Below are 26,931 nucleotides of genomic sequence, written 5' to 3' on the forward strand. Positions count from 1 at the left end.
CAGGAAGGATCGGCGCCGGCTCCGGTCCTGACGGCGGCGGAGGGGGAGGCGGCGGGGGCGGAGGCAGGGAAGGTGGAGGCAGGGGCGGCAACGGCGGCTCCAGCGCTCCAGGTCCGCTCACCGGGCCGCTCCCCCGGCCGGGCCCCCAGCTGTCCCCCCAGCCGGTCCTCCGGGCGGCCCACCGCGCCGGTTCGGCCCGAACGCGTAGCCGGCCAGCGCCCGCACTCCGTCGCGGCTGCCCCGCCGCACCGCGCCGGGCAGCAGCGTCGCCGCGTGCAGCCGCGAGGACAGGTGCACCCGGGCCGCGCGCGCCGCGTGCCGCCAGCCCAGGCCCTCCATCCGGACGGCCTCGTCGAGGAAGAAGTCGCGCTCCTCGGCGAAGCGTTCGCCGCTGAAGGCCCGTTCGCTGGAGACGCTGACGGCGTGTCGCCGGTACTGGAAGCAGACGGTGTCGCTGACCACGATCTGCGCGCCGGCACGCACCCACTCCAGGGTGAGCGCGAGGTCCTGGACCACGCGCAGGTCCGGGTTGAACCCGACCTCGGTGATGACCTCGGCGCGCCAGCAGATGGCCGGGAAGTACATCCAGTTGCCGCGCAGCAGGCTCACGGCCAGGGATTCGCCGCCCAGCACGAGGGCGCCGTGCACGCGCGGGGCGTAGACCCGGCGCTTGACCTTGTCGACCCAGGGTTCGACGACCTGCCCGTCGCCGTCGATGACCTCGACGCCGGGCTGGGCCAGCGAGACGCGGGGGTAGTCGCGCATCAGGGCCCGGACCGTGCCGATGTAGTCCGGGAGCATGCGGTCGTCGCAGCCGATCATGGTGACCAGCGGATGGGTGACCAGACTCAGGCATTTCTGGAAGTTCCCGGTGATGCCGAGGTTGGCCTCGTTGCGCTGGTAGCGGATCTTGTCGGGGCCGTGTTCGGCGATCAGGCCGGCGAACCACTCCGGGACGCCGGGCTCGGTGCCGTCGTCGACCACGGTCAGGCGCCAGTGCGGGTCGCGCTGGGCCAGGACGCTGCGCACGGCCTCCTGCATCATGGCGACGTCGCCGTAGTAGGGCATCAGGACGTCGACGATCGAAGCAGGCCGGGCGGCGGCCGACCGGGTCGGCGCGGGCAGGCCGGCACGCACGCGGGCCCAGGTGAGCGCGTCGCGGATGCCCACGCCGACGGTGTACTTCGGCGTCCAGCCGAGGAGCCGTCGGTCTTTGGCGGAGTTGACTGTCGTACCGTCGCCGGCGCCGAAGTTGATCACCTCGTAGGGGACCGTGCCGGACTCGTGGCGCGCCACGATCGCATCGAAGTCCACCAATGCCGCGACGTGCACCTCGGCCAGCTCCCCCACCCGGATGGCGTCGCGGACGGGAACCGTGTCGCGGTTCAGCCAGTCCACGCCGGCGAGGTGGAAGGGCGCGTCGCTCCGGTAGGCGGTGCCCGCCTTTCCCAGGTCGTGCGGCGGTTCGGGATCGGTGCCGATCGGGTTGAAGTAGCGCAGCGCGATGGCGTGCAGGTCCCCGGTGCGCGCCACGTCCTCCAGGACCCACTCGGTGATGGCCTTGGTGCGCGCGTAGGGACTCGCCGATCCGGCGGCGTAAACGGAGGCGGAGGAGGAGAACAGCAGGCGGCGGCAACCGTTGCGGACCAGGCCCTCGATCAGTTCCAGGGTCTTGGTGACGTTCTCGCGGTAGTGCCGGATCGGGTTGGCGACCGACTCCGGCACGATCGTCAGCGCGGCGCAGTGCACGGCCGCGGTGATGTCCGGGTGCTCGGCGAAGACCTGGTCGAGCAGGGCGGGGTCGGCGATGTCGCCCTCGTAGAAGAGCCGGCCCTCGGTGAGCTCGCGGCGGCCGGTGGACAGGTTGTCCAGGACCACCGGGACCAGGCCGGCCTCCAGGCAGGCCGAGGCGACGGCGGAGCCTAGGAAGCCGGCGCCGCCGGTGATCAGGACCTTGTCGCCGCCGGTCAGCCCATTGGCGCCGCTCATCGCCGCGTCCGTCGCCGCGCTCATCGCCGCACCTCGCGCACCGGAGGGCGGCCGAGCCGCCGCGCGTTCAGCTCGGTCGCGTCCCGCACCGCGATGGCCCGGGCCAGCTCGGTGAACCGCGCCTCCTGGGTCTTCAGCCTGAAGTAGGTGTTCACCGAGACGAAGACGAAGGCCACCGCCAGCACGTAGACCACCAGGTCGGTACCGCGGCCCACGCCGACCTTGTGGGCCAGGGAGTTCACCCAGTTGGGCCGCAGGATCGCGACCACCATCATGCCGATGAAGATCAGGAACGCCAGCCGCTTCAGGGCCCTGGTCTGCACCGAGTACCAGTTCCGGATGAACAGCAGCAGGAAGACCGCCGAGACCACCAGCAGGATGGCCTGAATGATCATGGCGTCCTCCGGGACCGCAGGGACAGGTCGAACAGGATGTTGACGCCGTTGATCAGGGACTGCCCCTTGGCCTTGGAGTAGTCGGTGTAGAGCACGGTCACCGGCACCTCGGTGACCGCCAGCTCCGAGCGTGCCAAGTAGTCCACGATCTCCGAGGCGTGCGCCATGCCGTTCATGGTGATCTTCAGCTGCGAGGCGGCGGCCCGGTTCAGGACCCGCAGGCCGTTGTGCGCGTCGGTCAGCTGCAGGCGGCGGGCCGCGGGGCTGATCGCGGCGACGGTCTTCAGCAGCGCGCGCTTGAGCCACGGCACGTGGACGGTGCCGCTGAGGAAGCGGGAGCCCAGGGCCACGTCGGCGCCGCCGTCACGGACGGCCCGCACCAGTTCGGCGGCGTCCTCGACCCGGTGCTGGCCGTCGGCGTCGAAGGTGACGAAGTACTCCGAGCCGTCCTGCAGCAGCGCGTACTCCAGGCCGGTCTGCAACGCGGCACCCTGGCCCAGGTTCACCGGATGGGTGACCAGGTGCGCGGCAGTGCCGACGATGTGCTCGGCGGAGTTGTCGCGCGAACCGTCGTCCACGCACACCACATTCGGGAACGTGGGCAGCACTCCGGCGACGACGTCGGCGATCACCGAGCCCTCGTTGTAGACGGGGATGACGACCCAGACGTCGTCGAACTCCGAAGTCCCGGGCGGGCCGGCGGCCTCCGCTGTCTGCACAGCTCCCAGATTGTGCGGTCAACGCACGACGCGCAGGGTGATTAGGCCTAATGGGCCTACTGGTCCTCATGGGCCTAATGACTTGATGTGTCCGCGCGGGCCAGAACCCGCCGGATCGCGCTGTCCACGGCGTCGGGGTGTTCCAGCGGCAGCACGTGGCCGCCGGCCGGGACGATCTCCAGGCCGGCATGCCCGGCATCGTCCGGCGCGGCGGCGTCGATCGCGGCGGCCATCCGCTCGCTGTGGAACGCCGGGGTCAGCAGGTCGTGGTCGCCGACGATGATCTCCACGGGCACCCGGCCCAGCGTGGGCAGCGAGATGTCCTTCTGGTGCATGGAGAAGGTCGGGAAGAAGTCGGCGATGACGTCCATCGGGGTGCTGGAGAGCATCTCGTCGGTGAAGCGGACCAGGGCCGGAGGCACGTCGGAGGCGAAGGCGTAGCGGCGGGTCAGCAGCTGCGCCAGGTCCGTGCCGGCGCGGCGGGTCCGGTCCACCAGCGTGTGGCCGCGCCCCAGCAGCGCGAACACGCCGGGGGCGGTGCGCTGGAACAGCTGTGCGGCCCGCGCGGGCAGGCCGAGCGTCATCTCGTTCCAGTGGCCGTCGGTGGTGGAGCACAGCACGACGCCGCGCACCCGGGCGTGCTCGCCGGCCTCCGGGCCGCCGAACAGCTCGGGGTGCTCGGCGGCCAGCGCCATGATCGTCATACCGCCCATGGAGTGGCCGACCAGGACCACGTCGCCGTCCGGGCACACCGCCTCCAGGACGGTGTACAGGTCACGCCCTATCTGGTCGATGGTGTGCGAGGCGGCCGTGCCGCGCTCGGAGCGGCCGTGGCCGCGCTGGTCCCAGAACACGCAGCGGTGCGTCGCGGTGAACTCCGCGCGCTGGTAGTGCCAGGTGTCCTGGTGCAGGGCGTAGCCGTGGCAGAACACCAGGGTGGGGCCGGCGTCGGCGCGGCCGGCCGGGCGGCGGCGGGCCCAGCCGGCGCCGCTGCTGAACATCTGCGGGCCGTCGACCTCGACGTAGAGCCCGACGCCGTCCTCGGCGCGGACCGTCAGGGGCCTGCCGCGCAGGGTGCCGTAGGGCTCTGCCAGGCGGCGCGGCTCGGCCAGCCGGCGGACCGCGCGGCCGATGGTGGCGCGCTCGATGGCGAAGCCGGCGGCCGCCCCGGCGGCGATCACGCCGACCGCGGCCCCGGCGATGCTCGCCTTCTTCGCGGTGCTCGCTGCCATGACGCCCCTTCCGCTCGACGGTCCCGGCGGTGATACCCCCCGGCCCCTTACGTCACGAGTTCCCGAGGTAGACCCGCGGGACACGCGGACCGATGCGGGTGACGATCTCGTAGTTCAGCGTGCCGGTGGCCCGCGCCCAGTCCTGGGCGGTCGGCTCGCCCCGGTCGCCCGGGCCGAAGACCACCACCTCGTCCCCGACGTGCACGTCGCGGACGGCGTCGGGGTCTTCGAGGTCGACGACGAACTGGTCCATCGCCATGCGCCCGGCGACCCGGTGGCGCTTGCCGCCGATCAGGACCTCGCCGGCGTTGGAGGAGTTGCGGGGCAGGCCGTCGGCGTAGCCGAGCGGGACCAGCGCCAGGGTCGTGGCCGCCGCGGTGTGGTGGATGTGGCCGTAGGACACGCCGTGCCCGGCCGGGGCGTTCTTGACCAGCGCGACGCGCGCCGCCAGCGTCATCGCCGGGCGCAGGCCGAAGTCCTCGGGGGCGGTGTCCGGCAGGGGCGTCAGGCCGTAGAGCGCCAGGCCCACCCGGACCAGGTCGAAGTGCGACTCCGGCAGGCTCAGGGTGGCCGGGCTGTTGGCGATGTGCCGGACCTCCGGGCGCAGGCCCGCGTGGTCCGCAATGGCCAGCGCCTGGTGGAAAACGTCCAGCTGGGCCTGGATGGAGGGGTGGCCGGGCTCGTCGGCGCAGGCGAAGTGCGACCACACGCCGGTGACCCGGATGTGCCCGGCGGCCTCGGCCTTGGCGGCCAGCTCGACCAGCTCGAGCCAGTCGTGCGGCTGGGTGCCGCCGCGGCCGAGGCCCGTGTCGGCCTTGAGCTGCACGCGCGCCGGGATGCCCAGGCGCTGCGCGGCCGCGGTGATCTCCTCCAGCACCCAGGGGGCGTAGGCGGTGACGTCGATCTCGTGGGCGATCAGCTCGTCCCAGGGCCCGCCGGCCGGGTGCAGCCAGGCCAGGATCGGGCCGGTCAGCCCGGCGGCGCGCAGCTGCAGCGCCTCCTCCGGCAGGGCGGTGCCGAGCCAGGCGGCGCCGGCCTGCTTGGCGGCGCGGGCGCACGGGACGGCGCCGTGGCCGTAGGCGTCGGCCTTCACGACCGCCATGACCCCGGCCCCGGATCCGGCGACGATCTGGCCGACGCGGCGGGTGTTCGCGCGGATCGCGTCCAGGTCGATCCGCGCCTCGGCGCGCAACGTGGCGCCGGACGGAAAATCGGTGGCGGTCAGGTCTGTCATCGACGGTAGTCTGCCAGGCTGTCGCGGTCTTGATGGTGACGGCCGTCTCCACGGGCCGGGTCCAGGGCCCTCGTGGCCCTGCTCAACAGTGGGGGTTCTTGATTTTGGAATCGCTGGAAGCGAAGGTCAACGGCTACCTGCACGGCAACGCGCGCAGTCGGGCGGTGAACGAGGCGTGTGGGCCGTTCCACATCGGCTTCGACGCCGGCAACCCCCATCCCTTCATGAACTACGCGGTTCCAGAGGCCAACGCTGTAGTGACGTCCGAGGACGTCGAGGCGTTGCTCGCGGCTTTCGCGAAGCGGGAGCGGACTCCGCGGCTGGAGTTCGCACCGGGTGGCGCGCCGGGCGTCGAGGAGGCGCTACTGGCGGCCGGGTTCGAAGTGCAGCAGCGGCTGCCGTTCATGGTGGTGACCTCCACCGAGCTGGCCGCACCGGCCGAGCTGGCCGGCATCGAGGTGAAGGTGCTGGACAGAACGGCGACGGACGAGGAGCTGCGCGGCGTCGCGATAGCGCAGCAGGAGGCGTTCGGGGAACGCGGCGACGAGCCGCTGGACGACGCCGACCTCTCCGACGAGATCGCGGGCCTGCGGACGATGGTGGACGCCGGGAAGTTCACGGTACTGGCTCGCGGTACCGCCGACAGCCCGCACCCCGGCGTACCGATGGCCGCCGGCGGCTGCGGACCGGCGATCGCCGGGACGACCGAGGTCGGCGGGATCGGGACGCGGCCGGCGTTCCGGCGGCGCGGGGCCGGGGCCGCGGTCACCGCGGAGCTGTCGCGGCATCTGCTGGAGGTGGCGGGGCTGGACTGTGTGTGGCTGTCGCCCGCAGGTCCTGAGCAGGAGCGGCTGTACGCGTCGATCGGGTACCGGAGCCTCGGGGAGATGCTGTTCATCTGGAAGCCGTGAGGCGGCGGACGTAAGTCGTTCGGAGTAGCGGGATCTCACTCTGATGGGTCCCGCTTCTTCTTCGCCGAGATGCAGAAGAAAGCTTGCAGAAGAGTTCTTCTGTATCTACGGTGGCGGATGTGACCGAACCGCGCCGCATCACCGATCCCGAAGTCCTCAAGGGCTTGTCGCACCCGCTGCGCCAGCGGCTGTACCGGCTGCTGACGCAGCTCGGGCCGTCGACGACGACGATCCTGGCCGCGCACCTGGACGGCGCCGATCCCGGGCAGATCAGCTACCACCTGCGGGAGTTGGGCAAGCGCGGCTTCATCGAGGAGGTGCCGGAGCTGGCCCGGGACCGGCGGGAGCGGTGGTGGCGGGTGCCGCAGGGGTCCTTCAGCTGGTCGAGTGCTGATTTCCGGACGCCGGAGGGGCAGGCCGTGGCCGAGGCCGCGTTCGCGCAGACCGTGCGGGACCAGTTCGAGCGGCTGGAGGCGTATGTCACTCGGAAGGCGGAGTGGTCGCCGGAGTGGCAGGGCGCCGCGACCTCGACGAGCACGAACCTGCGGCTGACGCCGGACGAGGTGCGCGGGCTCAGCGAGGAGCTGAACTCGGTGCTGCGCAAGTGGGCGGCGCTCGGGCGGCGGGATCCCGCGCTGCGCCCTGAGGAGCAGCCGGTGGACGGGCGGGAACAGGTGTTCCTGTTCCTGCACGCCTTCCCGGAACAGCCCTGATATCCGGACGGCCTCAAGGGGGATTCATCATGACTGCTGTCATAGCCACACCGGCCACACCGGCCGTCTCGCGACCGATACCGGCCGTGCGGAACACGCGGTACCTGCGGTTGCTCGGCGGCGCCACGCTGAGCGCCCTCGGGGATCAGGTCTGGTACGTCGCGCTGTCCTACGCGGCGGTGCGGTCGGCCTCGCCGGCGGCTGCGGGGCTGGTGTTGTCGGTCTCTGCGATCCCGCGGCTGCTGCTGGTGCTGTTCGGCGGGGTGATCGTCGACCGCTTCGACGCGCGGAAGCTGATGATCGGCAGCGACGCGCTGCGCATGGCGGTGTGTCTGGGGGCCGCGTCGTTCGCGGCGGTGGCGTCGCCGGGGTTGGGGCTGTTGGCGGCGGTCGCGGTGGTGTTCGGGATCGTGGACGCGTTGTTCATGCCGGCGTCGACGGCCCTGCGGCCTCGGCTGTTGGAGCCGCATCAGTACTCGGGCGGCGCGGTGCTGTGGACGTTGTCGGGGCGGCTGGCACTGACGGTCGGGGCGCCGTTGGGCGGGGTGGTCGCGGCCTCGGCGGGGCTGGCGGCGGCGCTGGTGGTGGACGCGGTGAGTTTCGCGGTGTCGGTGGCGAGTCTGGTGGGACTGCGCTCCGGTGAGGCCGCGACGGAAGCGCGGGCGACGCGCAAGGAGCCGTTCGGGCGCAGCTTCGTCGCAGGGCTCGGGTATCTGCGGCGGCACGCGGTGCTGGGGCCGTTTGTGATCTGGCTGGCACTGACCAACATCGGGATGGTCGGGCCGCTGAACGTCGGCGCGGCCTTGCTGGCCACGCGGCGCGGGTGGGGCGCGCCCGGGATCGGGCTGTTGCTGACCGGGTTCGGGGTCGGGGCGGCCGTGGGCGCGGTGGTGATGGCGAAGGTGCGGGTGCGCGGCGGGCTCGGTGTCTGGCTGGCCTGGGCCGGGGCGGCTCAGGGTGCTGCGGGGGCGGCGATGGCGCTGGCTCCCGCGTTGGGGGTGGCGGTCGCGGCAGCGGCGGTGGTCGGGGTCCTGTCGAGCGCCATGGGAGTGCCCACGACGGTGATCATGCAGGCGGAGTGCGACGACGCGTTCCGGGGGCGGGTCGGGAGTGTCACGACGCTGATCACGCTCGGGATCGTGCCGCTGACCATGGGCTTGATGGGCCTCATGGTGGGGGCGCTGGGGCTGCGGGCGGCGTTCGGGATCAGCGGGGCCGTCGAGGTGCTGGGGTTGGCGTGCCTGCTGTCGCGGGGTTTCCGGACGGTGCGGGCGCCGCAGACGTCTCGGTCGTAGCGGGCGCCACGGGCGCCGCGGGCGCCGCGGTGAGCGCTTCGACCAGGTCCCCGGCGATGAGCTGGCGGCCGGGGTGCCGGCGTTGGACGTCGCGGGCTGCCTCGCCGTGCAGGTAGGCGCCGACGCTGGCGGCGTCCCGCGCAGCCAGGCCGGAGGCGAGCAGGCCGCCCGCGAGCCCGGACAGCACGTCGCCGGAGCCCGCGGTGGCCAGCGCCGGGGTGCCGGTGCGGTTGACCCGGACGGTGGGGCTGCCGGGGTCGGCGACGAGCGTGGTCGAGCCCTTCAACAGGACCGTGCAGCCGAAGCGGTCGGCGAGTTCGCGCACGGCGGCCAGGCGGCTGGCCTCGATGCGCTCGGCGCTCCAGGGCTCGCCGAGCAGGCGTGACGCCTCGCCGGAATGCGGGGTGAGCAGCGTCGGCCGGTCGCGGTCCTGGGGCTTGAGAGCGGCCAGCGCGGCCAGGCCGTCGGCGTCGACGAGGACCGGGACCTCGGCGGCCAGGGCCTCGGCGACGCGGTCGGCGCCGTCCGGGCCGATGCCGGGGCCGACGACCCAGGCCTGGACCCGGCCCTGGCCGATCAGCACTTCCGGGTATCGGGCCAGGACGCCGTCGCTGACCTCGCGTTCGCCGACGAAGCGGACGGCGCCCGCGCCGCTGCGCAGGGCCGCGCCGGTCGCGAGGACGGCCGCGCCCGGGTAGCGGGGCGAGCCGGCGGCCAGGCCCACGACGCCGCGGCGGTATTTGTTGCTCTCGGCGGAGGCCGTGGGCAGGAGCGCTTCGACGTCGGCGGCTTCCAGGGCCTCCAGGACCGGGTCGCCTCCGCCTTCCAGGTACGGCGCGAGGCCGATGTCGACGAAGCAGAGGTCGCCGACGTGTTCGGCGCCCGGAGAGATGAGCAGGCCGGGCTTGTAGGTGCCGAAGGTGACGGTGACGTCGGCGTGGACCGCGGGGCCGGCGACTTCGCCGGTGTCGGCGTCGATGCCGCTGGGGAGGTCGACGGCGACGATGAAGGAGTTCTCGGCGGCCTGGATCTGGCCGAAGGCGGCTGCCGCGTCCGGTCGCAGGCCTCCGCGTCCGCCGATGCCGACGACACCGTCCAGCACCAGGTCCGCTCCGCTGTAGCGCCACTCCCCCGCCGCGCTGACCCGTCCGCCGGCGGCTCGCACGGCCGCCAGGGCGCCGGCGTGGGCCCGCGCCTCGTCGAGCAGCACGGCTTCGACCTTCGCGCCGCGCCGGGCCAGGCGGGCGGCGGCGTACAGGGCGTCGCCGCCGTTGTCGCCACTGCCGGCGACCACGACGACGCGCGCGCCGTACACCCGTCCCAGCAGCCTGACGCACTCCGCAGTCAGGCCGGAGACAGCACGCTGCATCAGCTCGCCGTCGGGCAGGCGCGCCATGAGCGCCGCCTCAGCGTGCCGGACCTGGTCGACCGAATGCGCCGTCAGCATGCGTCCACCCTGTCATGGCCCGGCAGGCCTCGATAGGATCTCCGCCATGTCAGGGGAGGAAGAGCTGCCGCGAGCAGAGATGCGTGCCTCGCACGAAGACCGCGACATCATCGTCGACCAGCTGCGGGTGGCCGCCGGCGACGGCCGCATCGACGGCGACGAGCTCGACCAGCGCATCGAGGCGGCGATGAGCGCCCGGACCTACGGCGAGCTGGACCGGCTCACCAAGGACCTGCCGCCCTCGGCGCAGCAGGCGGGCCCGGCGCGCCGGACCGAGGCGCAGGCTTCGCAGAACATCACCATCTCGCACGGGAACACACACAAGCGCGGCGAGTGGCTGGTGCCCCGGCAGCTGAACGTGACGGTGCGGCACGGCAACGTCCTGCTGGACTTCACCGAGGCGGTGTTCAGCGGCGCCCGCGAGGTCGAGGTGGTGCTGGACGTGCGGCACGCGAACCTGCGCATCCTGGTGCCCGCCGGGACGGTGATGGACACCACGGGACTGGCGACCCGGCACGCCAACCTGGGCCAGCCCGCCTTCGGGCCGGCCGCGCCCGACGCGATCCGGCTCACCATCAGCGGCCAGGCCGAGCACACGAACCTGCGGGTCCGGCGGCTCTCGCGGTTCGCGCAGCGGCGGCGCGAGCGGCTGGCGCAGCGGGCCCGTCAGCAGTCGCTGCCGCGATGAGGCCGGGGCCGGCCGGGCGCGGGCCCGGCGGACGGTCGGGGACGCGGCCCGCGGGGCGGCCGGGGGCGCCGCTCGGCGGGCAGGGGCGGTAGAGCCGCTCGGCGGGCAGGGGCGGTGAGGCATCCCGGGTGTCGTGCAGAGCCCCAGCTCACCCCTCGGCGATCACCACCGCCGAAGCGATCCCGGCGTCGTGCGACAGCGACACGTGGAACGTCCGGATCCCACGCGACTCCGCCAGCGCCGCGACCGTCCCGGTGACGCGCAGTTCCGGGCGGCCGTCGGGCAGGGTCACCACCTCGCCGTCGTGCCAGCGCAGGCCTCGGGGTGCGCCGAGGGACTTGGCCAGCGCCTCCTTGGCCGCGAAGCGGGCCGCCAGGGAGGCCGTGCCGCGCTCGCGCTCGGCGGGGGTGAACAGCTTCTCCCGCAGAGCCGGGGTGCGGGCCAGCGAGGCCGCGAACCTTTCGACGTCCACCACGTCGATGCCCACACCCAGGATCATGCGCGTCCTTATCCGACCTGCTCGACCTACTCCACCGTGACCGACTTCGCCAGGTTACGCGGCTGGTCCACGTCGTAGCCCAGGGCGTCCGCCAGCTCGGCGGCGAACACCTGCAGCGGCACGGTGGCCACCAGGGGCTGGAGCAGGATCGGCAGCTCCGGGACGTGGAACAGGAAGTCCGCGTAGGGGGCGACCACGTCATCGCCGTCCTCGGCGATGACGATGGTCTTGGCGCCGCGGGCCCGGATCTCCTGGATGTTGGAGACGATCTTGTCGTGCAGCAGCGGCCGCTTCGGCGAGGGCACCACGACCACCACCGGCAGGTCCTGCTCGATCAGGGCGATCGGGCCGTGCTTGAGCTCGCCGGCGGCGAAGCCCTCGGCGTGGATGTAGGCCAGCTCCTTCAGCTTGAGCGCGCCCTCCAAGGCCATCGGGTAGCCGACGTGGCGGCCCAGGAACAGCACCGTGCGCGCGCCGACCATGGAGCGGGCCAGCTTGCGGACCGGCTCCATGCGGTTCAGGGTCTCGGCGATCGCCGCCGGGGAGTCCGACAGCTGGGTCAGGACCTCGGCCACCTCGTCGTTGAACTTCACCCCGCGGACCTGCGCCAGGTACAGGCCGACCAGGTAGCAGGCGGTGAGCTGGGTCAGGAACGCCTTGGTGGAGGCCACGCCGATCTCCGGGCCGCCGTGGGTGTAGACCACGCCGTCGGACTCGCGCGGGATCGTGGAGCCGTTGGTGTTGCAGATCGCCAGGACCCGGGAGTGCTGCTCGCGGGCGTGCCGGATGGCCATCAGGGTGTCCATGGTCTCGCCGGACTGCGAGATCGCTATCACCAGCGTGTCCTTGGTCAGGATCGGGTCGCGGTAGCGGAACTCGCTGGCCAGCTCGACCTCGACCGGGATCCGGGTCCAGTGCTCGATGGCGTACTTGGCGATCAGGCCGGCGTGGTAGGCGGTGCCGCAGGCGATCACGATGATCTTCGTGACGGCGCGCAGCTCGTCCTCGGACAGCCGCATCTCGTCGAGCTTCAGCTTGCCGTCGGCGTTGACCCGGCCCAGCAGGGTGTCGGCGACCGCCTGCGGCTGCTCGGCGATCTCCTTCTGCATGAACCAGTCGTAGCCGCCCTTCTCGGCGGCCGAGGCGTCCCAGGAGACGTGGAACCGCTTGCCCTCGACGACCTCGCCGTCGAAGGTGGTGATCTTCACCGAGCCGTCCCGGAAGACCTCGGCGACCTGGTCCTGGCCCATCTCGATGGCCTCGCGGGTGTGCGCGATGAACGCCGAGACGTCGGAGGCCAGGAACGCCTCGCCCTCGCCGACGCCGATCACCAGCGGGGAGTTGCGGCGGGCGCCGACCACCACGTCGGGGGCGTCGGCGTGCACGGCGACCAGGGTGAAGGCGCCCTGCAGCCGGTTCACGACCCGGCGCATCGCGGCGCCCAGGTCGCCGTCGCCGGCCGCGTCGAAGTCGCGGGCCAGCAGGTGTGCGACGACCTCGGTGTCGGTCTCGGACAGGAACTCCAGGCCCTGGCCGGCCAGCTCGGCCCGCAGGCGCGCGAAGTTCTCGATGATGCCGTTGTGGATCACCGCGACCTTGCCGGTGGTGGCGCTGTAGGCGCCGTCGGTCGCGCTGAAGTGCGGGTGGGCGTTGGCGTCGGTGGGTCCGCCGTGGGTGGCCCAGCGGGTGTGGCCCAGGCCCGTGGTCGACGCCGGGAGGGGGCGGACGTCGAGTTCCTTCTCCAGGTTCGCCAGCTTCCCGGCCTTCTTGGCCCCGGCCAGCACGGCCTCGCCGCCGGACCGGTCGACCACGGCGATGCCCGCCGAGTCGTAGCCCCGGTACTCCATCCGACGCAGACCCTCTATCACGATGCCCAGGGCTTGCTGGGAGCCTACGTAACCCACGATTCCGCACATGGGTCCAGAGCATAGTGGTATGCCCGGTGACCTGGATTGGTACAGACCACTCGGGGCATGCCTACCAGTCGGTAGGGTTAGGCGGGTGACCAATAGCGCGCCGTCTGCTCCCAGTCCCTTCCTGGAGTTCAGCCGGGAAGAGTGGGCCGCCCTGCGGGACCTGACCCCGATGCCGCTGACCGAGCCCGAGATCGAGCGGCTGCGCGGCCTGCTCGACGTCACCGACATCGACGAGGTGCGCGATGTCTATCTGCCGCTGACACAGCTGCTCAGCCTGTACGTACGCGCCACGTCGGAGCTGCGCGGCACCATCGCCTCCTTCGCCGCGGGCGCAGGCGGCGGGGACCGGCAGGGGCAGTGGACGCCGGAGACCGCGCCGCCCTTCGTCATCGGCATCGCCGGCTCGGTGTCGGTGGGCAAGTCCACGTTCTCCCGCACCCTGCGCGACCTTCTCGCCCGCAGCCCGGAGCACCCCGAAGTGGGCCTCATCACCACCGACGGCTTCCTGTACCCGAACACGGAGCTGGAGCGGCGCGGCCTGATGGGGCGCAAGGGCTTCCCGGAGTCCTACGACCAGCGCGCGTTCCTGCGCTTCCTGTCGGCGGTGAAGTCCGGCCAGGAGGCGGTGGAGGCGCCGGTGTACTCGCACCTGGTCTACGACATCGTCCCGGGCGAGTGCGTGGAGGTGAAGCGGCCGGACATCCTGCTCGTGGAGGGCCTGAACCTGCTGCAGCCGGCCCGCACCCGGGCCGACGGCCGGACCTCGCTGGCGGTGTCGGACTTCCTGGACTTCTCGATCTACCTCGACGCGCGCCGCTCGGACCTGAAGACCTGGTACACCGACCGGTTCCTGGCGCTGCGCTCGACGGCGTTCAGCGACCCGCAGTCCTACTTCCACAAGTTCGCCTCGCTGTCCGACGAGGCGGCGCGCGGACTGGCGCTGGAGATCTGGACCTCGATCAACGAGCGGAACCTGATGGACAACATCCTGCCGACCCGCGGCCGGGCGCGGCTGGTGCTGCTGAAGGGTGCTGATCACCGGGTCGAGCGGGTACGGCTGCGCAAGCCCTGATCGCTCCCTGATCGCTCCCTGGTCCCTCCCCGGTCCCCTTGCCGGGCAGAGCGATGCGCGGGTCGAAGTCGAGTTCCGGCCCGCGCATCGGGCTCTCAGTGCGCCTCAGTGCGACTCAGCGCGACTCAGCGCGACTCAGCGCGACTCAGCGCGACGAGGTGGACGGCGGGGTCGACGGCACCCCGGACGACGTCGCCTCCGCCTCCAGGTTCAGGTCCGCGAGCTGCTGGCAGACCATTCCGAAGGTCGGCGAAGTCGCCAGTGTCCCGAACTGCTGCGGGCTCAACAGCGGACCGTTCTGGTCGAAGCCCCACAAGGCGTGCGAGTCGGGAACCTCGGCGCCGGGCTTCCAGGGCATGTCCCGGACCAACTCCGTCAGCTGCATGCTGAACGCCGGGGCGATGCCGGAGGGGATGAACTCGTACACCGCGGTGTGGAAAGTCAGTGCTGTGGGGTTGGCCACCATGGTCTTGTCGGACAAGGGCTGCTGCGCCTCGGTGTCGGTCGAGGTGACCAGGACGGCCCCGCCGGGCACCTGAACCGTTCCGGAGACCAGGGGGATCGCCGCGGTCGCCGTGTGGGGGTGGTCGTACTTCGCGTCGGCGGGCGGCGGCTGATAGTTGTGGCTGCCCGGGGCCCACTGTCCGTTGTTGGTCCCGGCCGGACCGGTGAGAATCAGGCTCGTGCAAAGGTTGTCGTCGTTGCCGAAGTGCCGGCAGGCGATCCGGACTCCGGCCGGGAGATACGAGTCCAGCGAGTCCAGCAGTTCCTGCTGGCGCTGGCGGATCGTCCCGAACAGCGGGGGCAGCACAGGCTGGATGGCGGTCGTCGGTGGTGCGGCCGGCTTCGAAGAGCTCGAAATCACGGCCCGGCCCGGCGCGACCGATCCCGGTCCGCCGCCGCCGGGCCGCAGCGCCACGACCCCGGCAACGGCCACCGCGGCCACGGCGCCGGTCACCCCGGCAGCCGCCCACCGGTCGCGCCGGCGGCGTCCGTCCCCCCAAGCCACCGCGGGGCCGATCAGGTCGCGCGTGCTGGGGACGTCCTCCAGATCGACGCCCCGGAACAGGGCCCTGACATCATCGCGCTCATGCTCCGTCATGGATTCCTCCTTCGTCAGTCTCGACGGGTGTCACTGAGCGAGTCGCCGATCCGGGACCGCAGCATCGCCAAGGCCCGCGAACTCTGACTCTTAACGGTCCCCTCCGAGATGCCGAGAGCGTCGGCGGTCTGCGCGACCGAGTAGTCCTCCCAGAACCGCAGCACCACCACGGCCCGGGCCCGGTCCGGAAGCCCGGCGAGCGCCTCCAGCAGGACGCCGGTGGTGCCGTCGCCGAAGCCGTCGCCCGGCGCGAGCGGTTCGGCCACCGAGTCGATCGGCACCGTCGCGAACCGCTTCTTGCGCGTCGCCGACAGGTGACATCGGTACAGCACCTGTTTGGCGTAGGCGTCCGGATGCTCGACGCGCTTGACCCGGCGCCAGGACCGGTACATCTGCCCGAAGGCGGTCTGCACCAGGTCCTCGGCGCCGTGCCAGTCCCCGCACAACAGATACGCGCTGCGCAGCAGTTGCTTCTGGCGGCTCGCGGCGAACTGTCGGAAGTCCTCCTCGTCGCTCATCCACCCTCCCGTTCATGGCCGACTCACCAGTACTCAATGCCGTGGCCGTCGGATCGGTTGGAAGCGGTGAGCTGGATGTCTCCGTTTTCTACAAGACACGGCCGCGCGGCGGCGGCGATCCTGACGCGTGGGCCGCCGCCGGGGCGGTGGGAAACAGACGGAGGGTCTCCGCGCCGGGTTCGGTTCGGATCAGAGTGCGACGGCCGTGAGTGCCGGGGGGCGGACGCGGCCGGGGGCGGACGCGTCCGGTACCGCGGGCGCGGCGTCAGCCCAACAACACGCTGGTCACCCGTCCGGGGAGCCGATCGAGTGCGGAGCCCGGTGGGGCACCGCGCCGCAACTCCGCCAACCGTCCCGGCGTCAGCCCGGTGATCGCCTTGACGTCGTGCCCGAGGTGCGCCTGGTCGTGGTAGCGCGCCAGGACCGCGGCCTGCGACCAGCCGCACCCGGCCAGGTACGCGCGCAGCGCGGCCTGAAGCCGCAGCACCCGCGCCATCGCCTTCGGCGACATCCCGACCTGCTCCAGGAACCGCGAGCGCAGATGCCGCTCGCCCCAGCCGACGTCCCGCTGGATGTCGCGCAGCGGCCAGCCGGCCGCGACCAGATGCGCGGCCCGCGTCACCTGCCAGGCCGGCAGGACGCGGGAGTCGGCCGCGCGTCGGGTCAGATAGGCGTCGAGCCGGGCGAACCGCGCCTCCCAGCCCGGCAGGCCGGCGAGCTGCTCGACGAGCAGCTCGCCCTCGCGGCCCAGCACCTCGCCGAGCGTCGGGAAGCCGGCGGCCAGCTCGGCCATGCGCAGGCCGAGGACGTGGTGCGCGCCGGGGTGGCTGAGGGTCAGCTCGAGGCCGTGGATGTGCCCGCGGTGCCGCCCGATCGCGGCCACCGCGCGGCCCGCGGACAGGAAGGAAGCCCGCTGGAAGGTCCGCGTCCCGCCGTCCGAGGCCAGGCCGATCCGGATCGGTTCGGCGAAGGCGATCAGCACCGTGACGGCGCCGCAGGGCAGCTCCAGGCGCGAGCGCTCGACGACGTCCGGGAAGCGGAAACCGTGGTAGTGGTGCACGAGGCCGCGCAGAACGGGAACAGGCTCGCGACGCACGCTTTCCATGCGCGGAGCCTATTCCCGCAGGTGTGTGTCAGGCCGCCTCACCTGATACACGGAAGGACTGCAGGCGCCGTGTGCCGTAGCCCAGCGCCACGACCGTGAACGCGACGGACATGATCACCGATGTGCTCATCGAGAGGTTCGCGCCGAGGTTCGGCAGGTGCCCGATCTTGTCGGCCAGGCCCAGTTCGTACTGGCCGATGGACAGCAGACGCAGGCCGCTGACATAGCGGGTGAGCAGGCTCTCCCAGACCAGGATGTAGATCAGGGTCACGGCCACCGACCGCTTGGTCACCACCGACAGGAACAGGAAGAACGCGCTGTAGACCAGGGCCCCGACCGCGGCGGCGACGATGACGCCGACCGCCTCGTTGGCGTCGCCCTTGATCGGCGTGAACGTCATGTCCAGCGGGCCGGGGTTGTCGACGTAGCCGGAGGTGCCGATGAAGGCCGCGGCCGCTATCGGCACCACGGCGAACACCAGGGTCGCGCCGGAGGCCACGATCCACTTGGTGAACATCACCGTGGCCCGGCTGACCGGGGTGGCCAGCAGGTGCAGGATCGAGGCGTCGTCGACCTCGGTGCCCAGCACCGAGGTGCCGATGATCATCGCGGTCAGCGGCAGCAGCGTGACCAGCCCGATCTGGCCGAGGACGACGCCGGGCCAGCCGAAGTCGTGCGAGCTGTTGATGTTCGTGGCGGCGCGCAGCCCGATGGTCAGGGCCAGCAGGATCGCCGGGGGCAGCGCGATCAGCAGCGAGCGGCGCCGGCCCAGCAGGCCGCGCAAAGTGATGGCGGCGATCGTGGGGTTGAAGACGGTAGACATCTGTGTCAGCTCCTTACGACGCCACCAGATAGGTGAACACGGACTCCAGCGACTCGTCGGCGGGCAGCACCGTGCGCAGCCGCACGCCCTGCTCGCGCGCCACGGCCGCCAGCTCCCGGCTGAACGCGCCGTAGTCGCCGGCCCGCACCTCCAGGCCGCCGGCGGGGTTCAGCTCCACGCCGTTCACCGAGGGCCGGCCGATCAGCGCGGCGGCAAGCCGCCGGTCGTCGCTGGAGGCGACCTGGAACACGTGCGGACGGCTGGTCATCAGCCGGCGGATGGTGCGGTAGTCGCCGGAGGCGGCCAGCCGGCCGGCCACGATGACCTGCACCGTGCCGGACAGCCGCTCGACCTCCTCCAGGATGTGCGAGGAGAACACGATGGTGTGGCCGGCCTCGCCGAGCCGGTGCAGCAGGTCCATCATGTGCATGCGCTGGCGCGGGTCCATGCCGTTGAAGGGCTCGTCCAGCAGCAGCACGCGCGGGTCGTGGACGAGCGCGGCGGCCACCTTGATGCGCTGGCGCATGCCCTTGGAGTAGGTGTCGATGCGGCGGTCGGCGGCCTCGGTGTCCATCTCGACCATGTGCAGCGCGCGGGCCACGGCGGCGTCGATGTCGGGCAGCTTGTGCAGCTTGGCCGTCGCGGTGACGAACTGCCGGCCGGTCAGGAAGGCGTAGACCGAATCGCGCTCGGGCACCAGGCCGATCACCTTGTAGATGCCGGGATTGCGCCACGCGGTCTGTCCGGCCACGGTGACGGTGCCGCGCGAGGGCGACAGGAAGCCGGAGACCAGGTGCAGCAGCGTGGACTTGCCGGCGCCGTTCGGACCGAGCAGGCCCGTCACGCCCGGGCCGATGGTCATGGTGATGTCGTTGACCGCGACCACGTTGCCGTACCAGTGGGTCACGTTGTCCAGCACGATCTCGGCCGGGCCGCCCGGCGGTGGCGGCACCGGGGCCGGCGCGGTCTCGCGCTGCACGGGGATGTCGTCGATGGTCACAGCAGGCTCGCCTTCTGGTAGCGGCGAATCAGGAGGAGGAAGGCCAGCGCGCACAGCACCACGACCACGGCCAGGTACGCGACGCCGAAGCCGCCGGGGTAGGGCACGTCAGGGTTCTTCGGGGCCCGGCCGACGATCCACTCCTTCAGCCCCTCAAGCAGGTTGGCGGGGCTCAACAGGCCGGAGGCCTTGGGGCCGGCGCCGACCGAGTCCGGGTTCACGAAGTACCCGCTGCCGTCGGCGTTGTGGTGGTAGTGCGGCCGGAACCCGGTCAGGTGGACCAGCGCCGAGGAGATGACCCACGAGCCGAAGAAGAACACCGCGACGGCGCCGGTGGCGAAGGCACGGCGGCCGGTGTAGCAGGACAGCACCGCGGCCAGCACGCTGAACACGACGGAGTACAGCAGCGCCAGCTCCAGACCGGGGATGAAGGCCCGCGTCTCGGCCCAGACGGCGGAGCCGCCGTGCAGCGAGCCGATGGTGCCGACGTAGAGCAGCAGCTCGGGGATCGCGGTGAGCACCAGCATCGCGGTGATCAGCGCGCTGACCTTCGCGATCGGGTAGTCGGTCCGGCGCAGCGGCCGCGAGAAGTACAGCGGCAGGGTGCGGTTGCGGATGTCGCGGGAGATCAGCTCCGGGGTCACGGCCGCCAGGTACAGGACGAGGACCAGCTGGAAGCTGTACATGTACTCGTCGTAGCGGATGGCGTGCACGCCGGTCCGGGAGACCGCGAAGGCGTTGGCGATGGCCGGCAGGCACATGATGACCAGGGCCATGAAGGGCACGATCTTGGCGCGCGGGCCGCGGCCCAGGCCCCAGGCCGAGCGCAGGCTGTGCCAGTACAGGGCGCGGACGATGCCCAGCCGGCCGACGCGGTCGCCGGTGTAGGTGCGGTAGCCGATGTCGTGGATGACGCCGGACGGCGAGCCGGCGGTGGCGGTTTCGCTACTCATGGTCGGTCTCGCTCTCGGCGGCTTCGGCGGCTGTGGCGGCGGGGGCCGGGGGTGCTGCGGCTTCGGCGGCGGCGACAGGTGCCGATGCCGGAGGTGCTGCGGCTGCGGGACCTCCAGCAGCTCCAGCAGCTCCAGCGGCGGCGACCGGGCCCGGGTTTGCTGCGGAGCCCTGGGCTGCGGCGGCGAGGCCGGGCTCGTCGCGCTCGTCGGGACCGTCCAGTTCGTCAGGACCGTCCAACTCGTCGAACTCCTCGTCGGCGAACAGCTCCTCGACCCGGTGCCGCCGCCGCTCCAGCCGGTTCAGCGGCAGCCCCAGGTCGGCCACCGCGTCCCGGATCGCGTCGTACACCCGGTCGGACTCCTCGTCGGTCGCGCCGAGGCGGACCAGCAGGGCCCGGCCGTCGCGGTGCGGCGTGAGCCCGGCGCCGCGCAGCGCCGCGGCCAGCTTCGCCGCGCCCTCGTCGACCTCGACCGCCAGCACCGCGCTGGCCTTGGTGAAGGCCGACATGGAGGCCGCGCGCAGGAGCTTGCCGGACTCGATGGCGACCAGGGAGTCGCAGATCTGCTCGATCTCGCCGAGCAGGTGGGAGGCGACCAGGATGGAGATGCCGAACTCGGCGCCGATGCGCTCGACGAGGTCCAGCATCGCCTCGCGGCCGGCCGGGTCCAGGCCGTTGGTGGGCTCGTCCAGCAGCAGCAGGCGCGGGTCGCCGACCAGGGCCTGGGCCAGCTTCACGCGCTGCTTCATGCCGGTGGAGTAGGTGCCGATCAGGCGGTAGCGCTCCTCGTGCAGGCCGACGTGGCGCAGCGACTCGGCGGCCCGCTCCTTGGCGGCGGTCGGGGGCAGGCCGGCCATGCGGCCCATGTGCGTGACGAACTCGGTGGCGGTCACGTCGGGCGGCAGGCAGTCGTGCTCGGGCATGTAGCCGACCAGGGTCCTGATGCGCTCGGCCTGGTCGACGACGTCGTACCCGAGGACCGCGGCCGACCCGGAGGTCGGGGACAGCAGCCCGAGCAGGATCTTGATCAGCGTCGACTTGCCCGCGCCGTTCGCCCCGACCAGCCCGATGACGCCGGCCGGGACGGACAGGGTCAGGCCGTCCAGCGCCGTCACCGCGCCCCGGGCCGCGCCGTTGTAGCGCTTGGTGAGGCCCGAGGCCTCGATCACGGCGGCGGAGGCGGCCGGGACGCCCCGCGAGGCCGTTGGTGCCGTGGCTGTGGTCATGGTGTCAACGGTAGAGAGCCGAGGGCCCGCCGCGCTTCAGCTTGAAGTCGCCGATGCCCGTAGGCCATAAGGATGACGGCATAGCCCGCCGGGAGTAGCCCGGAGCCCCCGCACCCCCTCCGATCGGCGTCCGATCGACGTCCAGTCGGCGTCCGATCGGCGTCGCGGCCTGCGCGGGCCGGATGGTGGACCGGTCGCGGCGGATCCGCTGAGTCTTGTTAGCGTGAACTCATGAACACGGCCGATCTTCTCACCATCACTTCCGATGATCTGGCCATCACGCGCCTGGGAGACCGCACCGTCGACACGCCGCTGGCCGACCTGCTCGGCGAGCGCGAGGAGACGTGGCACTACGTCACCGAGACCGACCGGGTCCTGCTCGACGTGGTCCAGGGCATAGCGAACAAGCGCGACGTGGACGTGGCCGGCCTGCCGGCCTTCAACCCCGGCGGCCCGCGCCGGAAGCTGTTCTTCGAGCCGTCCGAGGTCACCGCCGCCATCGTCACCTGCGGCGGCCTGTGCCCCGGCCTGAACAACGTGATCCGCGGCCTGGTCCTGCACCTGGGGCGGGCCTACGGCGTCAAGCGCGTCCTGGGCTTCCGCAACGGCTTCAAGGGCCTCACCGACGGCTCGGAGCCGATGGAGCTCACCGAGCAGACGGTCGCCGACATCCAGAACCGCGGCGGCACCATCCTGGGCACCTCCCGCGGCAACCAGGACCCCAAGGTGGGCGTGGACACGATGGTCCGGCTCGGGGTCAACATCCTGTTCGTGATCGGCGGCGACGGCACCCTGCGCGGCGCCCAGAAGCTGGCCGACGAGGCCCGCGCCCGCGGCGAGCGCATCGCGGTGGTCGGCATCCCGAAGACCATCGACAACGACATCCCCTGGATCGACCGCTCCTTCGGCTTCCACACCGCGTTCGGCCAGGCCGCGCAGTCCATACGCGCGGCGCACATCGAGGCGTCCTCGACGGAGAACGGCGTCGGCCTGGTGAAGCTGATGGGGCGGCACAGCGGCTTCATCGCCTGCTACTCGACCCTGGCCAGCCACGACGTGGACTTCACGCTGATCCCCGAGGTCCCCTTCGACGTCGACGTGTTCCTGTCGCGGCTGAAGAAGAAGGTCGAGCAGCAGGGACACGCGGTGGTCGTGGTCGCCGAGGGCGCCGGCCAGGAGCACTTCCCGGCCTCGGACCAGACCGACGCCTCGGGGAACTCGAAGCTGAACGACATCGGGGCGCTGCTGAAGCGGCGGATCGTCGAGTCGTTCGGGGACGAGCCGCTGTCGGTGCGGTACGTGGACCCCGGCTACGAGATCCGCTCGGTCCCGGCGAACGCCTTCGACGCGGTGTACTGCACGCGCCTGGCGCAGGCCGCGACGCACGCAGGCATGGCGGGCTTCACGTCGATGGTGGTCGGCCAGTGGAGCGGGCGGATGGTGCACCTGCCGATCGAGCTGGCGACGGCGAGCCGGAACGTGGTGGACCCGCACGGGCAGCTCTGGATGAACGTGCTGGAGACGACGGGGCAGCCCAAGCGGATGCTGTGAGGGGGGCTGCCGGGGCGGGGGCGGGCAACGCCGGCATCCGGCATCCGGCATTGTGTTAGGGCGATTCACCCCCATGTACGTGTATAGCGCGCGCCACTGACACGCTTGTGCGAGTCAGTGGCGCCGCGCGCCGCCGGGCCTCAGCCCAGCGTGGCCTTGACCACCCCGGCCAGGTGCTCGGCCAGCCGCCGCGCCACCTCGCCGTCCTCGGCCTCCACCATCACCCGCACCAGCGGCTCGGTCCCGCTGGGCCGCAGCAGCACCCGGCCGCTGTCGCCGAGTTCGGCCTCGGCCTCCTTCACCGCCTGCGCCAGCTCCGCGCTCGTCGCGGCCCGGGCCTTGTCCACGTCCTTCACGTTGATCATCACCTGCGGCAGCTTGGTCATCACCGCGGCGAGCTCGGCCAGCGGCTTGCCGGTCTCGGCGACCCGCGCCAGCAGGTGCAGCGCGGTCAGGGTGCCGTCGCCGGTGGTGGCGTGCTCGGTGAGGATCACGTGGCCGGACTGCTCGCCGCCGAGCACGTAGCCGCCGGCGCGCATGACCTCCAGCACGTAGCGGTCGCCGACCGCGGTCTCGACGAAGTTCAGCCCCTCGCGCTGCATCGCCTGCTTGAAGCCGAAGTTGGCCATCACGGTGCCCACCACGGTGTCGCCGGCCAGCTTGCCCCGGGCGCGCAGGGACAGCGCCAGGACCGCCAGGATCTGGTCGCCGTCGACCTCCTCGCCGGCCGCGTCGACGGCCAGGCAGCGGTCCGCGTCGCCGTCGTGGGCGATGCCGGCGTGCGCGCCGTGCTCGATCACGGCCGCCTTCAGCTTGGCCAGGTGGGTGGAGCCGCAGTCGTCGTTGATGTTCAGGCCGTCGGGCTCGACGTGGGTGGCGATCACCTCGGCGCCGGCGCGGCGCAGCACCTCCGGGGAGACGCGGTAGGCGGCGCCGTTGGCCTCGTCGACGACCACCTTCAGGCCGTCCAGGCGGTTGGGGAGGGTGCCCAGCAGGTGCTCGATGTAGCGCTCGCCGCCCTCGGGGTAGTCCCGGACCCGGCCGACGGCGGCGCCGACGGGGCGCGTCCACTGCTCGTTCATCCGGGCCTCGATGGCGTCCTCGAGGGCGTCGTCGAGCTTCACGCCGCCGCGGGCGAGGAACTTGATGCCGTTGTCCGGGGCCGGGTTGTGCGAGGCCGACAGGACCACGCCGAGGTCGGCGCCCAAAATCTCGGTCAGGTAGGCGACCGCCGGGGTGGGCAGCACGCCCAGGCGCAGGACGTCCACGCCGGCCGAGGCCAGCCCGGCGACCACGGCGCCCTCCAGGAACTCCCCGGAGGCGCGGGGGTCGCGGCCGACGACCGCCTTGGGCCGGTGCCCCTCGAAGGCCCCCACCTCGCCGAGCACGTGCGCGGCGGCCACCGAAAGGTCCAACGCCAGTTCCGCTGTCAGATCCCGGTTGGCCATGCCGCGAACGCCGTCGGTGCCGAAAAGCCTGGTCATATGCGCGCGCTCCTAGAGGGGGCAGGAGGGTGGAACCCTAGGGAACGATATTCCCGGGAAAACATCGTACGAACGCCCCGGGAAGCGGATGCTCCCGGGGCGTTCGTAGACAACGCGGTCCGCAGCCGTTCGCGGACGGGCGGTGATTTAGCGCTTGCTGTACTGCGGGGCCTTACGGGCCTTCTTCAGACCGGCCTTCTTGCGCTCGGTGGCGCGCGGGTCCCGGGTGAGGAATCCGGCCTTCTTCAACGCCGCCCGGTTGTTCTCCAGGTCCGCCGCGTTCAGCGCGCGGGACACACCCAGGCGCAGCGCGCCGGCCTGGCCGGAGATGCCGCCGCCGTCGATGCGGGCGACGACGTCGTAGGCGCCGTCCAGCTCCAGGATCTTGAACGGGTCGTTCACCAGCTGCTGGTGGACCTTGTTCGGGAAGTAGGAGTCCAGAGTACGGCCGTTGATCTTCCACAGACCGGTGCCCGGCACGATGCGGACGCGGGCGATGGCCTCCTTGCGGCGGCCCAGGCCCTGCCCCGAGGTGCTGGCCGTGCGGCGCACGACCGGCGCGGCCGCGCTCGCGGGGGTCTCGGAGGTGTACTCGGTGAGCTCCTCCTCGGTGCCCGCCTCGCCGGCGAACTCGTCAGTGGTCTCGGTGGTGGTGGTGTCGACCTCGGTCACAGCCACAGTTCCTTTCTGGGAAATCTAAGAAGAGTGGAGTGGCCGGGACTACTGCGCGACCTGGGTGATGACGAACGGCTCGGGCTTCTGCGAGGCGTGCGGGTGCTCCGCGCCGCGGTACACCTTCAGCTTCGACAGCTGCTGGCGGCCCAGGGAGTTCTTCGGCAGCATGCCGCGGACGGCCTTCTCGATGGCCTTGCGCGGGTCCTTGTCGATCAGGTCGCCGTACTTGACGGAACGCAGACCACCCGGGTAGCCGGAGTGCCGGTACGCGAGCTTGTCCTCGCGCTTGTTGCCGGAGAGGTGGACCTTCTCGGCGTTGATGATGATGACGAAGTCGCCGGTGTCGACGTGCGGCGCGAAGATCGCCTTGTGCTTCCCGCGCAGAAGCTGCGCGGTGTGCGAGGCGAGACGGCCGAGAACGATGTCACGGGCGTCGATGACGTGCCACTGACGCTGCACGTCAGTGGGCTTGGGGCTGAACGTACGCACGGAAATGCTCCTGGCGTGTGTCGTAGACGTTTACGCGGTGAAGAAGCACGCCGTCGTCGTGAGTACAAGGCATGCCTAAAGGCGCATATTGCCTCGCCGTACCTTGCCGCTCTTCCCCGGATGCAACGCCAGGGTCAAGGTCTCGTACGGGCGCGGGTCGAATGCACCAAGCCACCACTTTACCCGATGGCAGGAGGTGCTTATGACTTCGCACCCGACTTGACCGGCCTGCGGTCCGGCCGGCGCTCGTCCCAGACCGGTTCGGGCGCCTCGTAGACCCGGCCGTCGGAGCCGAAGACCAGGTAGCGGTCGAAGCCGCGGGCGAACCACCGGTCGTGCGTGACGGCGATCACGGTCCCCTGGTACGCCTCCAGACCGGCCTCCAGCGCGTCGGCCGACATCAGGTCAAGGTTGTCGGTCGGCTCGTCCAGCAGAAGCATCGTGGAGCCGGTCAGCTCCAGCCGCAGGATCTGGAACCGCGCCTGCTGTCCGCCGGAGAGATTGCCAAAGCGTTGCTCCGCCTGTTGGTTCAGCGCATAGCGCGAGAGCGTCGGGGCCGCGTTGTCGCGCTGGAAGGAGAACTCCTCCCACAGGATCTCCAGGAGAGTCTTCTGCTCCAGCGCCGGCTGGCGGTGCGTCTGGCGAAAGTGTCCAGGGACGACGCGCGCGCCGAGCTTGAAGCTGCCGGTGTGCGCGATGTCCTCGCCGGCGAGGAGGCGGAGGAAGTGGGACTTCCCTGAGCCGTTCCCTCCGAGAACCGCTACGCGTTCCCCGTAGAAGACCTCCGCGGAGAACGGCTTCATGAGGCCGCTCAGCTCCAGGTCCACGCACTCGAAGGCACGGACACCAGTGCGGCCGCCCTTAAGGCGCATCTTCACTTGTTGCTCGCGCGGCGGCGCCGGAGGCGGACCCGCCTGCTCGAACTTCTCCAGGCGCGTGCACATGGCGCGGTACTTGGCAGCCATGTCGGGGCTGATCTTCGCTTGCTGGCGAAGGGTGTTCACCAGGTCCTTGAGGCGGCGGTGCTCTTCTTCCCAACGGCGCAGCACCTCTTCGAAGCGATCGAAGCGGGCCTTGCGGGCCTCGTGGTAGTTCGCGAAGCCGCTGCCGTGGATCCAGACGGAGCCGCCGATGCCGCCGCCGGACCCGATCTCCACGGTGACGATCTTCTTGGCGGTGCGCGCCAGGAGTTCACGGTCGTGGGTGACGAACAGGACCGTCTTCACGGTCTCGTTGATGGCCTCTTCCAGCCAGCGCTTGCCGGGGACGTCCAGGAAGTTGTCCGGCTCGTCGAGCAGAAGGACCTGATCCGGGCCGCGCAGGAGGGCTTCCAGGACGAGGCGTTTCTGTTCACCGCCGGAGAGCGTGGAGGCGTGGCGGAACTGAGCCTGGATATAGGGAACGCCGATAGCGATGGTGCAACAGGTGTCCCATAGCGTTTCCGCCTCATAGCCGCCTGCGTCGCCCCAGTCGACGAGCGCCTGTGCGTACCGCATCTGCGTGGGCTCGGAGTCGTCCTCCATCATGGCCAACTCCGCGGCTTCCAGCTCCGCCGCGGCCTTCTGGAGCGCGGGCTGCGCGACGGACAGCAGAAGGGTGCGCACGGTCGGCGGCTCTTCGCCGTCCTGCGGCTTGCGGTCCACGAACTGCCGCATCACGCCGAGCCCGCCGGAGCGCACCACGGCGCCGCCGGTCGGCTCGATGTCGCCGGCGATCAGCCGCAGCAGGGTGGTCTTCCCCGCCCCGTTGGCGCCGACCAGGGCCGCCTTGTCGCCGTCACCGATCCGGAAGGACACGTCCTCGAGCAGGATGCGGCCGTCCGGGAGGTGGTACTGGAGGCTGTTGACGTCGATATGGCCCATAGGTGGCAGTCTCGCTCAGGCCTTCTTAGTCGCG

General features: G+C 71.6%; 24 protein-coding genes and 1 pseudogene. 6 read left to right on the top strand and 19 right to left on the bottom strand.

Annotated elements, in window-relative coordinates; translation table 11 throughout:
- Positions 1 to 117 precede the first annotated feature (117 nt).
- The 5 genes from ABIA35_RS38235 to alr form a co-directional block, all read right to left on the bottom strand.
- Positions 118 to 2,013 (bottom strand): NAD-dependent epimerase/dehydratase family protein, encoded by a 1,896-nt coding sequence (locus ABIA35_RS38235; RefSeq protein ID WP_370361206.1) that lies wholly within the window; start codon positions 2,011 to 2,013, stop codon positions 118 to 120.
- A complete protein-coding gene (locus tag ABIA35_RS38240; RefSeq protein WP_370337419.1) occupies positions 2,010 to 2,384 on the bottom strand; it encodes a DUF2304 domain-containing protein in 375 nt (124 codons plus the stop codon). The genes ABIA35_RS38235 and ABIA35_RS38240 overlap by 4 nt, the downstream gene beginning before the upstream one ends.
- Positions 2,381 to 3,103 carry a glycosyltransferase family 2 protein gene (locus ABIA35_RS38245; RefSeq protein ID WP_370337417.1) on the bottom strand — a complete coding sequence of 241 codons (723 nt, stop codon included), beginning with the start codon at positions 3,101 to 3,103 and terminating at the stop codon, positions 2,381 to 2,383. The genes ABIA35_RS38240 and ABIA35_RS38245 overlap by 4 nt, the downstream gene beginning before the upstream one ends.
- Before the next feature lie 74 nt (positions 3,104 to 3,177).
- Positions 3,178 to 4,335 carry an alpha/beta fold hydrolase gene (locus ABIA35_RS38250; protein ID WP_370337415.1) on the bottom strand — a complete coding sequence of 386 codons (1,158 nt, stop codon included), beginning with the start codon at positions 4,333 to 4,335 and terminating at the stop codon, positions 3,178 to 3,180.
- A gap of 52 nt (positions 4,336 to 4,387) precedes the next feature.
- A complete protein-coding gene (alr, locus tag ABIA35_RS38255) occupies positions 4,388 to 5,569 on the bottom strand; it encodes an alanine racemase (RefSeq protein WP_370337413.1) in 1,182 nt (393 codons plus the stop codon).
- A 104-nt stretch (positions 5,570 to 5,673) separates the two neighbouring features.
- Here alr and ABIA35_RS38260 point away from each other — a divergent pair, with 104 nt between their 5' ends.
- The 3 genes from ABIA35_RS38260 (at position 5,674) to ABIA35_RS38270 (ending at position 8,488) form a co-directional block, all read left to right on the top strand.
- Positions 5,674 to 6,480: a GNAT family N-acetyltransferase gene (locus ABIA35_RS38260; protein ID WP_370337411.1), complete on the top strand. Its 807-nt coding sequence runs from the start codon at positions 5,674 to 5,676 to the stop codon at positions 6,478 to 6,480.
- A 119-nt stretch (positions 6,481 to 6,599) separates the two neighbouring features.
- Positions 6,600 to 7,193 (top strand): helix-turn-helix domain-containing protein, encoded by a 594-nt coding sequence (locus tag ABIA35_RS38265; protein ID WP_370361207.1) that lies wholly within the window; start codon positions 6,600 to 6,602, stop codon positions 7,191 to 7,193.
- A gap of 29 nt (positions 7,194 to 7,222) precedes the next feature.
- Positions 7,223 to 8,488 carry an MFS transporter gene (locus ABIA35_RS38270; protein ID WP_370361208.1) on the top strand — a complete coding sequence of 422 codons (1,266 nt, stop codon included), beginning with the start codon at positions 7,223 to 7,225 and terminating at the stop codon, positions 8,486 to 8,488.
- On the opposite strand, the gene ABIA35_RS38275 is transcribed toward ABIA35_RS38270, so the two are convergent.
- Entirely contained in the window at positions 8,400 to 9,935 is a 1,536-nt protein-coding gene (locus ABIA35_RS38275) for an NAD(P)H-hydrate dehydratase (protein ID WP_370361209.1), read from the bottom strand. The two genes, ABIA35_RS38270 and ABIA35_RS38275, sit on opposite strands and share 89 nt — an antisense overlap.
- A gap of 46 nt (positions 9,936 to 9,981) precedes the next feature.
- Between ABIA35_RS38275 and ABIA35_RS38280 the strand changes: the two genes are divergently transcribed.
- Complete coding sequence (locus tag ABIA35_RS38280; RefSeq protein WP_370337403.1) at positions 9,982 to 10,623, top strand: DUF1707 domain-containing protein; 642 nt, start codon at positions 9,982 to 9,984, stop codon at positions 10,621 to 10,623.
- Between the two features lie 148 nt (positions 10,624 to 10,771).
- Here ABIA35_RS38280 and ABIA35_RS38285 read toward each other — a convergent pair whose 3' ends face one another.
- Positions 10,772 to 11,122: a holo-ACP synthase gene (locus ABIA35_RS38285; protein ID WP_370337401.1), complete on the bottom strand. Its 351-nt coding sequence runs from the start codon at positions 11,120 to 11,122 to the stop codon at positions 10,772 to 10,774.
- A 26-nt stretch (positions 11,123 to 11,148) separates the two neighbouring features.
- Positions 11,149 to 13,038 (bottom strand): glutamine--fructose-6-phosphate transaminase (isomerizing), encoded by a 1,890-nt coding sequence (gene glmS, locus ABIA35_RS38290; protein ID WP_370337399.1) that lies wholly within the window; start codon positions 13,036 to 13,038, stop codon positions 11,149 to 11,151.
- Positions 13,039 to 13,123: 85 nt separating this feature from the next.
- On the opposite strand from glmS, the gene coaA reads away from it, so the two are divergent.
- Positions 13,124 to 14,110, top strand: a complete 987-nt coding sequence (gene coaA / locus ABIA35_RS38295; protein ID WP_370337397.1) for a type I pantothenate kinase — start codon at positions 13,124 to 13,126, stop codon at positions 14,108 to 14,110.
- A 145-nt stretch (positions 14,111 to 14,255) separates the two neighbouring features.
- Here the strand turns inward: coaA and ABIA35_RS38300 are convergent, their stop codons facing one another.
- The 7 genes and pseudogenes from ABIA35_RS38300 to ABIA35_RS38330 all read right to left on the bottom strand — a co-directional run.
- Positions 14,256 to 15,212 carry a hypothetical protein gene (locus ABIA35_RS38300; RefSeq protein ID WP_370361210.1) on the bottom strand — a complete coding sequence of 319 codons (957 nt, stop codon included), beginning with the start codon at positions 15,210 to 15,212 and terminating at the stop codon, positions 14,256 to 14,258.
- A 14-nt stretch (positions 15,213 to 15,226) separates the two neighbouring features.
- Complete coding sequence (locus ABIA35_RS38305; RefSeq protein WP_370337393.1) at positions 15,227 to 15,730, bottom strand: SigE family RNA polymerase sigma factor; 504 nt, start codon at positions 15,728 to 15,730, stop codon at positions 15,227 to 15,229.
- 265 nt (positions 15,731 to 15,995) lie between these two features.
- A complete protein-coding gene (locus ABIA35_RS38310; RefSeq protein WP_370361211.1) occupies positions 15,996 to 16,835 on the bottom strand; it encodes a helix-turn-helix domain-containing protein in 840 nt (279 codons plus the stop codon).
- A gap of 28 nt (positions 16,836 to 16,863) precedes the next feature.
- Positions 16,864 to 17,658: an ABC transporter permease subunit gene (locus ABIA35_RS38315; RefSeq protein ID WP_370361212.1), complete on the bottom strand. Its 795-nt coding sequence runs from the start codon at positions 17,656 to 17,658 to the stop codon at positions 16,864 to 16,866.
- A 13-nt stretch (positions 17,659 to 17,671) separates the two neighbouring features.
- Entirely contained in the window at positions 17,672 to 18,658 is a 987-nt protein-coding gene (locus ABIA35_RS38320; RefSeq protein ID WP_370337387.1) for an ABC transporter ATP-binding protein, read from the bottom strand.
- Positions 18,655 to 19,611 (bottom strand): ABC transporter permease, encoded by a 957-nt coding sequence (locus ABIA35_RS38325; RefSeq protein WP_370337385.1) that lies wholly within the window; start codon positions 19,609 to 19,611, stop codon positions 18,655 to 18,657. Before ABIA35_RS38325 ends, ABIA35_RS38320 begins: the two co-directional genes overlap by 4 nt.
- 247 nt (positions 19,612 to 19,858) lie before the next feature.
- Positions 19,859 to 20,836, bottom strand: a pseudogene (locus ABIA35_RS38330) (ABC transporter ATP-binding protein); the annotation flags it as partial.
- Positions 20,837 to 21,067: 231 nt separating this feature from the next.
- Between ABIA35_RS38330 and ABIA35_RS38335 the strand changes: the two are divergent.
- Positions 21,068 to 22,387, top strand: coding sequence for an ATP-dependent 6-phosphofructokinase (locus tag ABIA35_RS38335; RefSeq protein WP_370337383.1), 1,320 nt, complete (start codon positions 21,068 to 21,070; stop codon positions 22,385 to 22,387).
- A 140-nt stretch (positions 22,388 to 22,527) separates the two neighbouring features.
- Here ABIA35_RS38335 and glmM read toward each other — a convergent pair whose 3' ends face one another.
- From glmM to ABIA35_RS38355, 4 genes are all read right to left on the bottom strand, one after another.
- A complete protein-coding gene (gene glmM / locus ABIA35_RS38340; protein ID WP_370337381.1) occupies positions 22,528 to 23,871 on the bottom strand; it encodes a phosphoglucosamine mutase in 1,344 nt (447 codons plus the stop codon).
- A gap of 147 nt (positions 23,872 to 24,018) precedes the next feature.
- Positions 24,019 to 24,543 carry a 30S ribosomal protein S9 gene (gene rpsI, locus ABIA35_RS38345; RefSeq protein ID WP_370337379.1) on the bottom strand — a complete coding sequence of 175 codons (525 nt, stop codon included), beginning with the start codon at positions 24,541 to 24,543 and terminating at the stop codon, positions 24,019 to 24,021.
- A gap of 48 nt (positions 24,544 to 24,591) precedes the next feature.
- Positions 24,592 to 25,035: a 50S ribosomal protein L13 gene (rplM, locus tag ABIA35_RS38350; protein WP_370337377.1), complete on the bottom strand. Its 444-nt coding sequence runs from the start codon at positions 25,033 to 25,035 to the stop codon at positions 24,592 to 24,594.
- Positions 25,036 to 25,235: 200 nt separating this feature from the next.
- Positions 25,236 to 26,897 (bottom strand): ABC-F family ATP-binding cassette domain-containing protein, encoded by a 1,662-nt coding sequence (locus ABIA35_RS38355; RefSeq protein WP_370361213.1) that lies wholly within the window; start codon positions 26,895 to 26,897, stop codon positions 25,236 to 25,238.
- Positions 26,898 to 26,931 lie beyond the last annotated feature (34 nt).

This window comes from Catenulispora sp. MAP12-49 (genome assembly GCF_041262705.1).
Classification (GTDB): Bacteria; Actinomycetota; Actinomycetes; order Streptomycetales; family Catenulisporaceae; genus Catenulispora.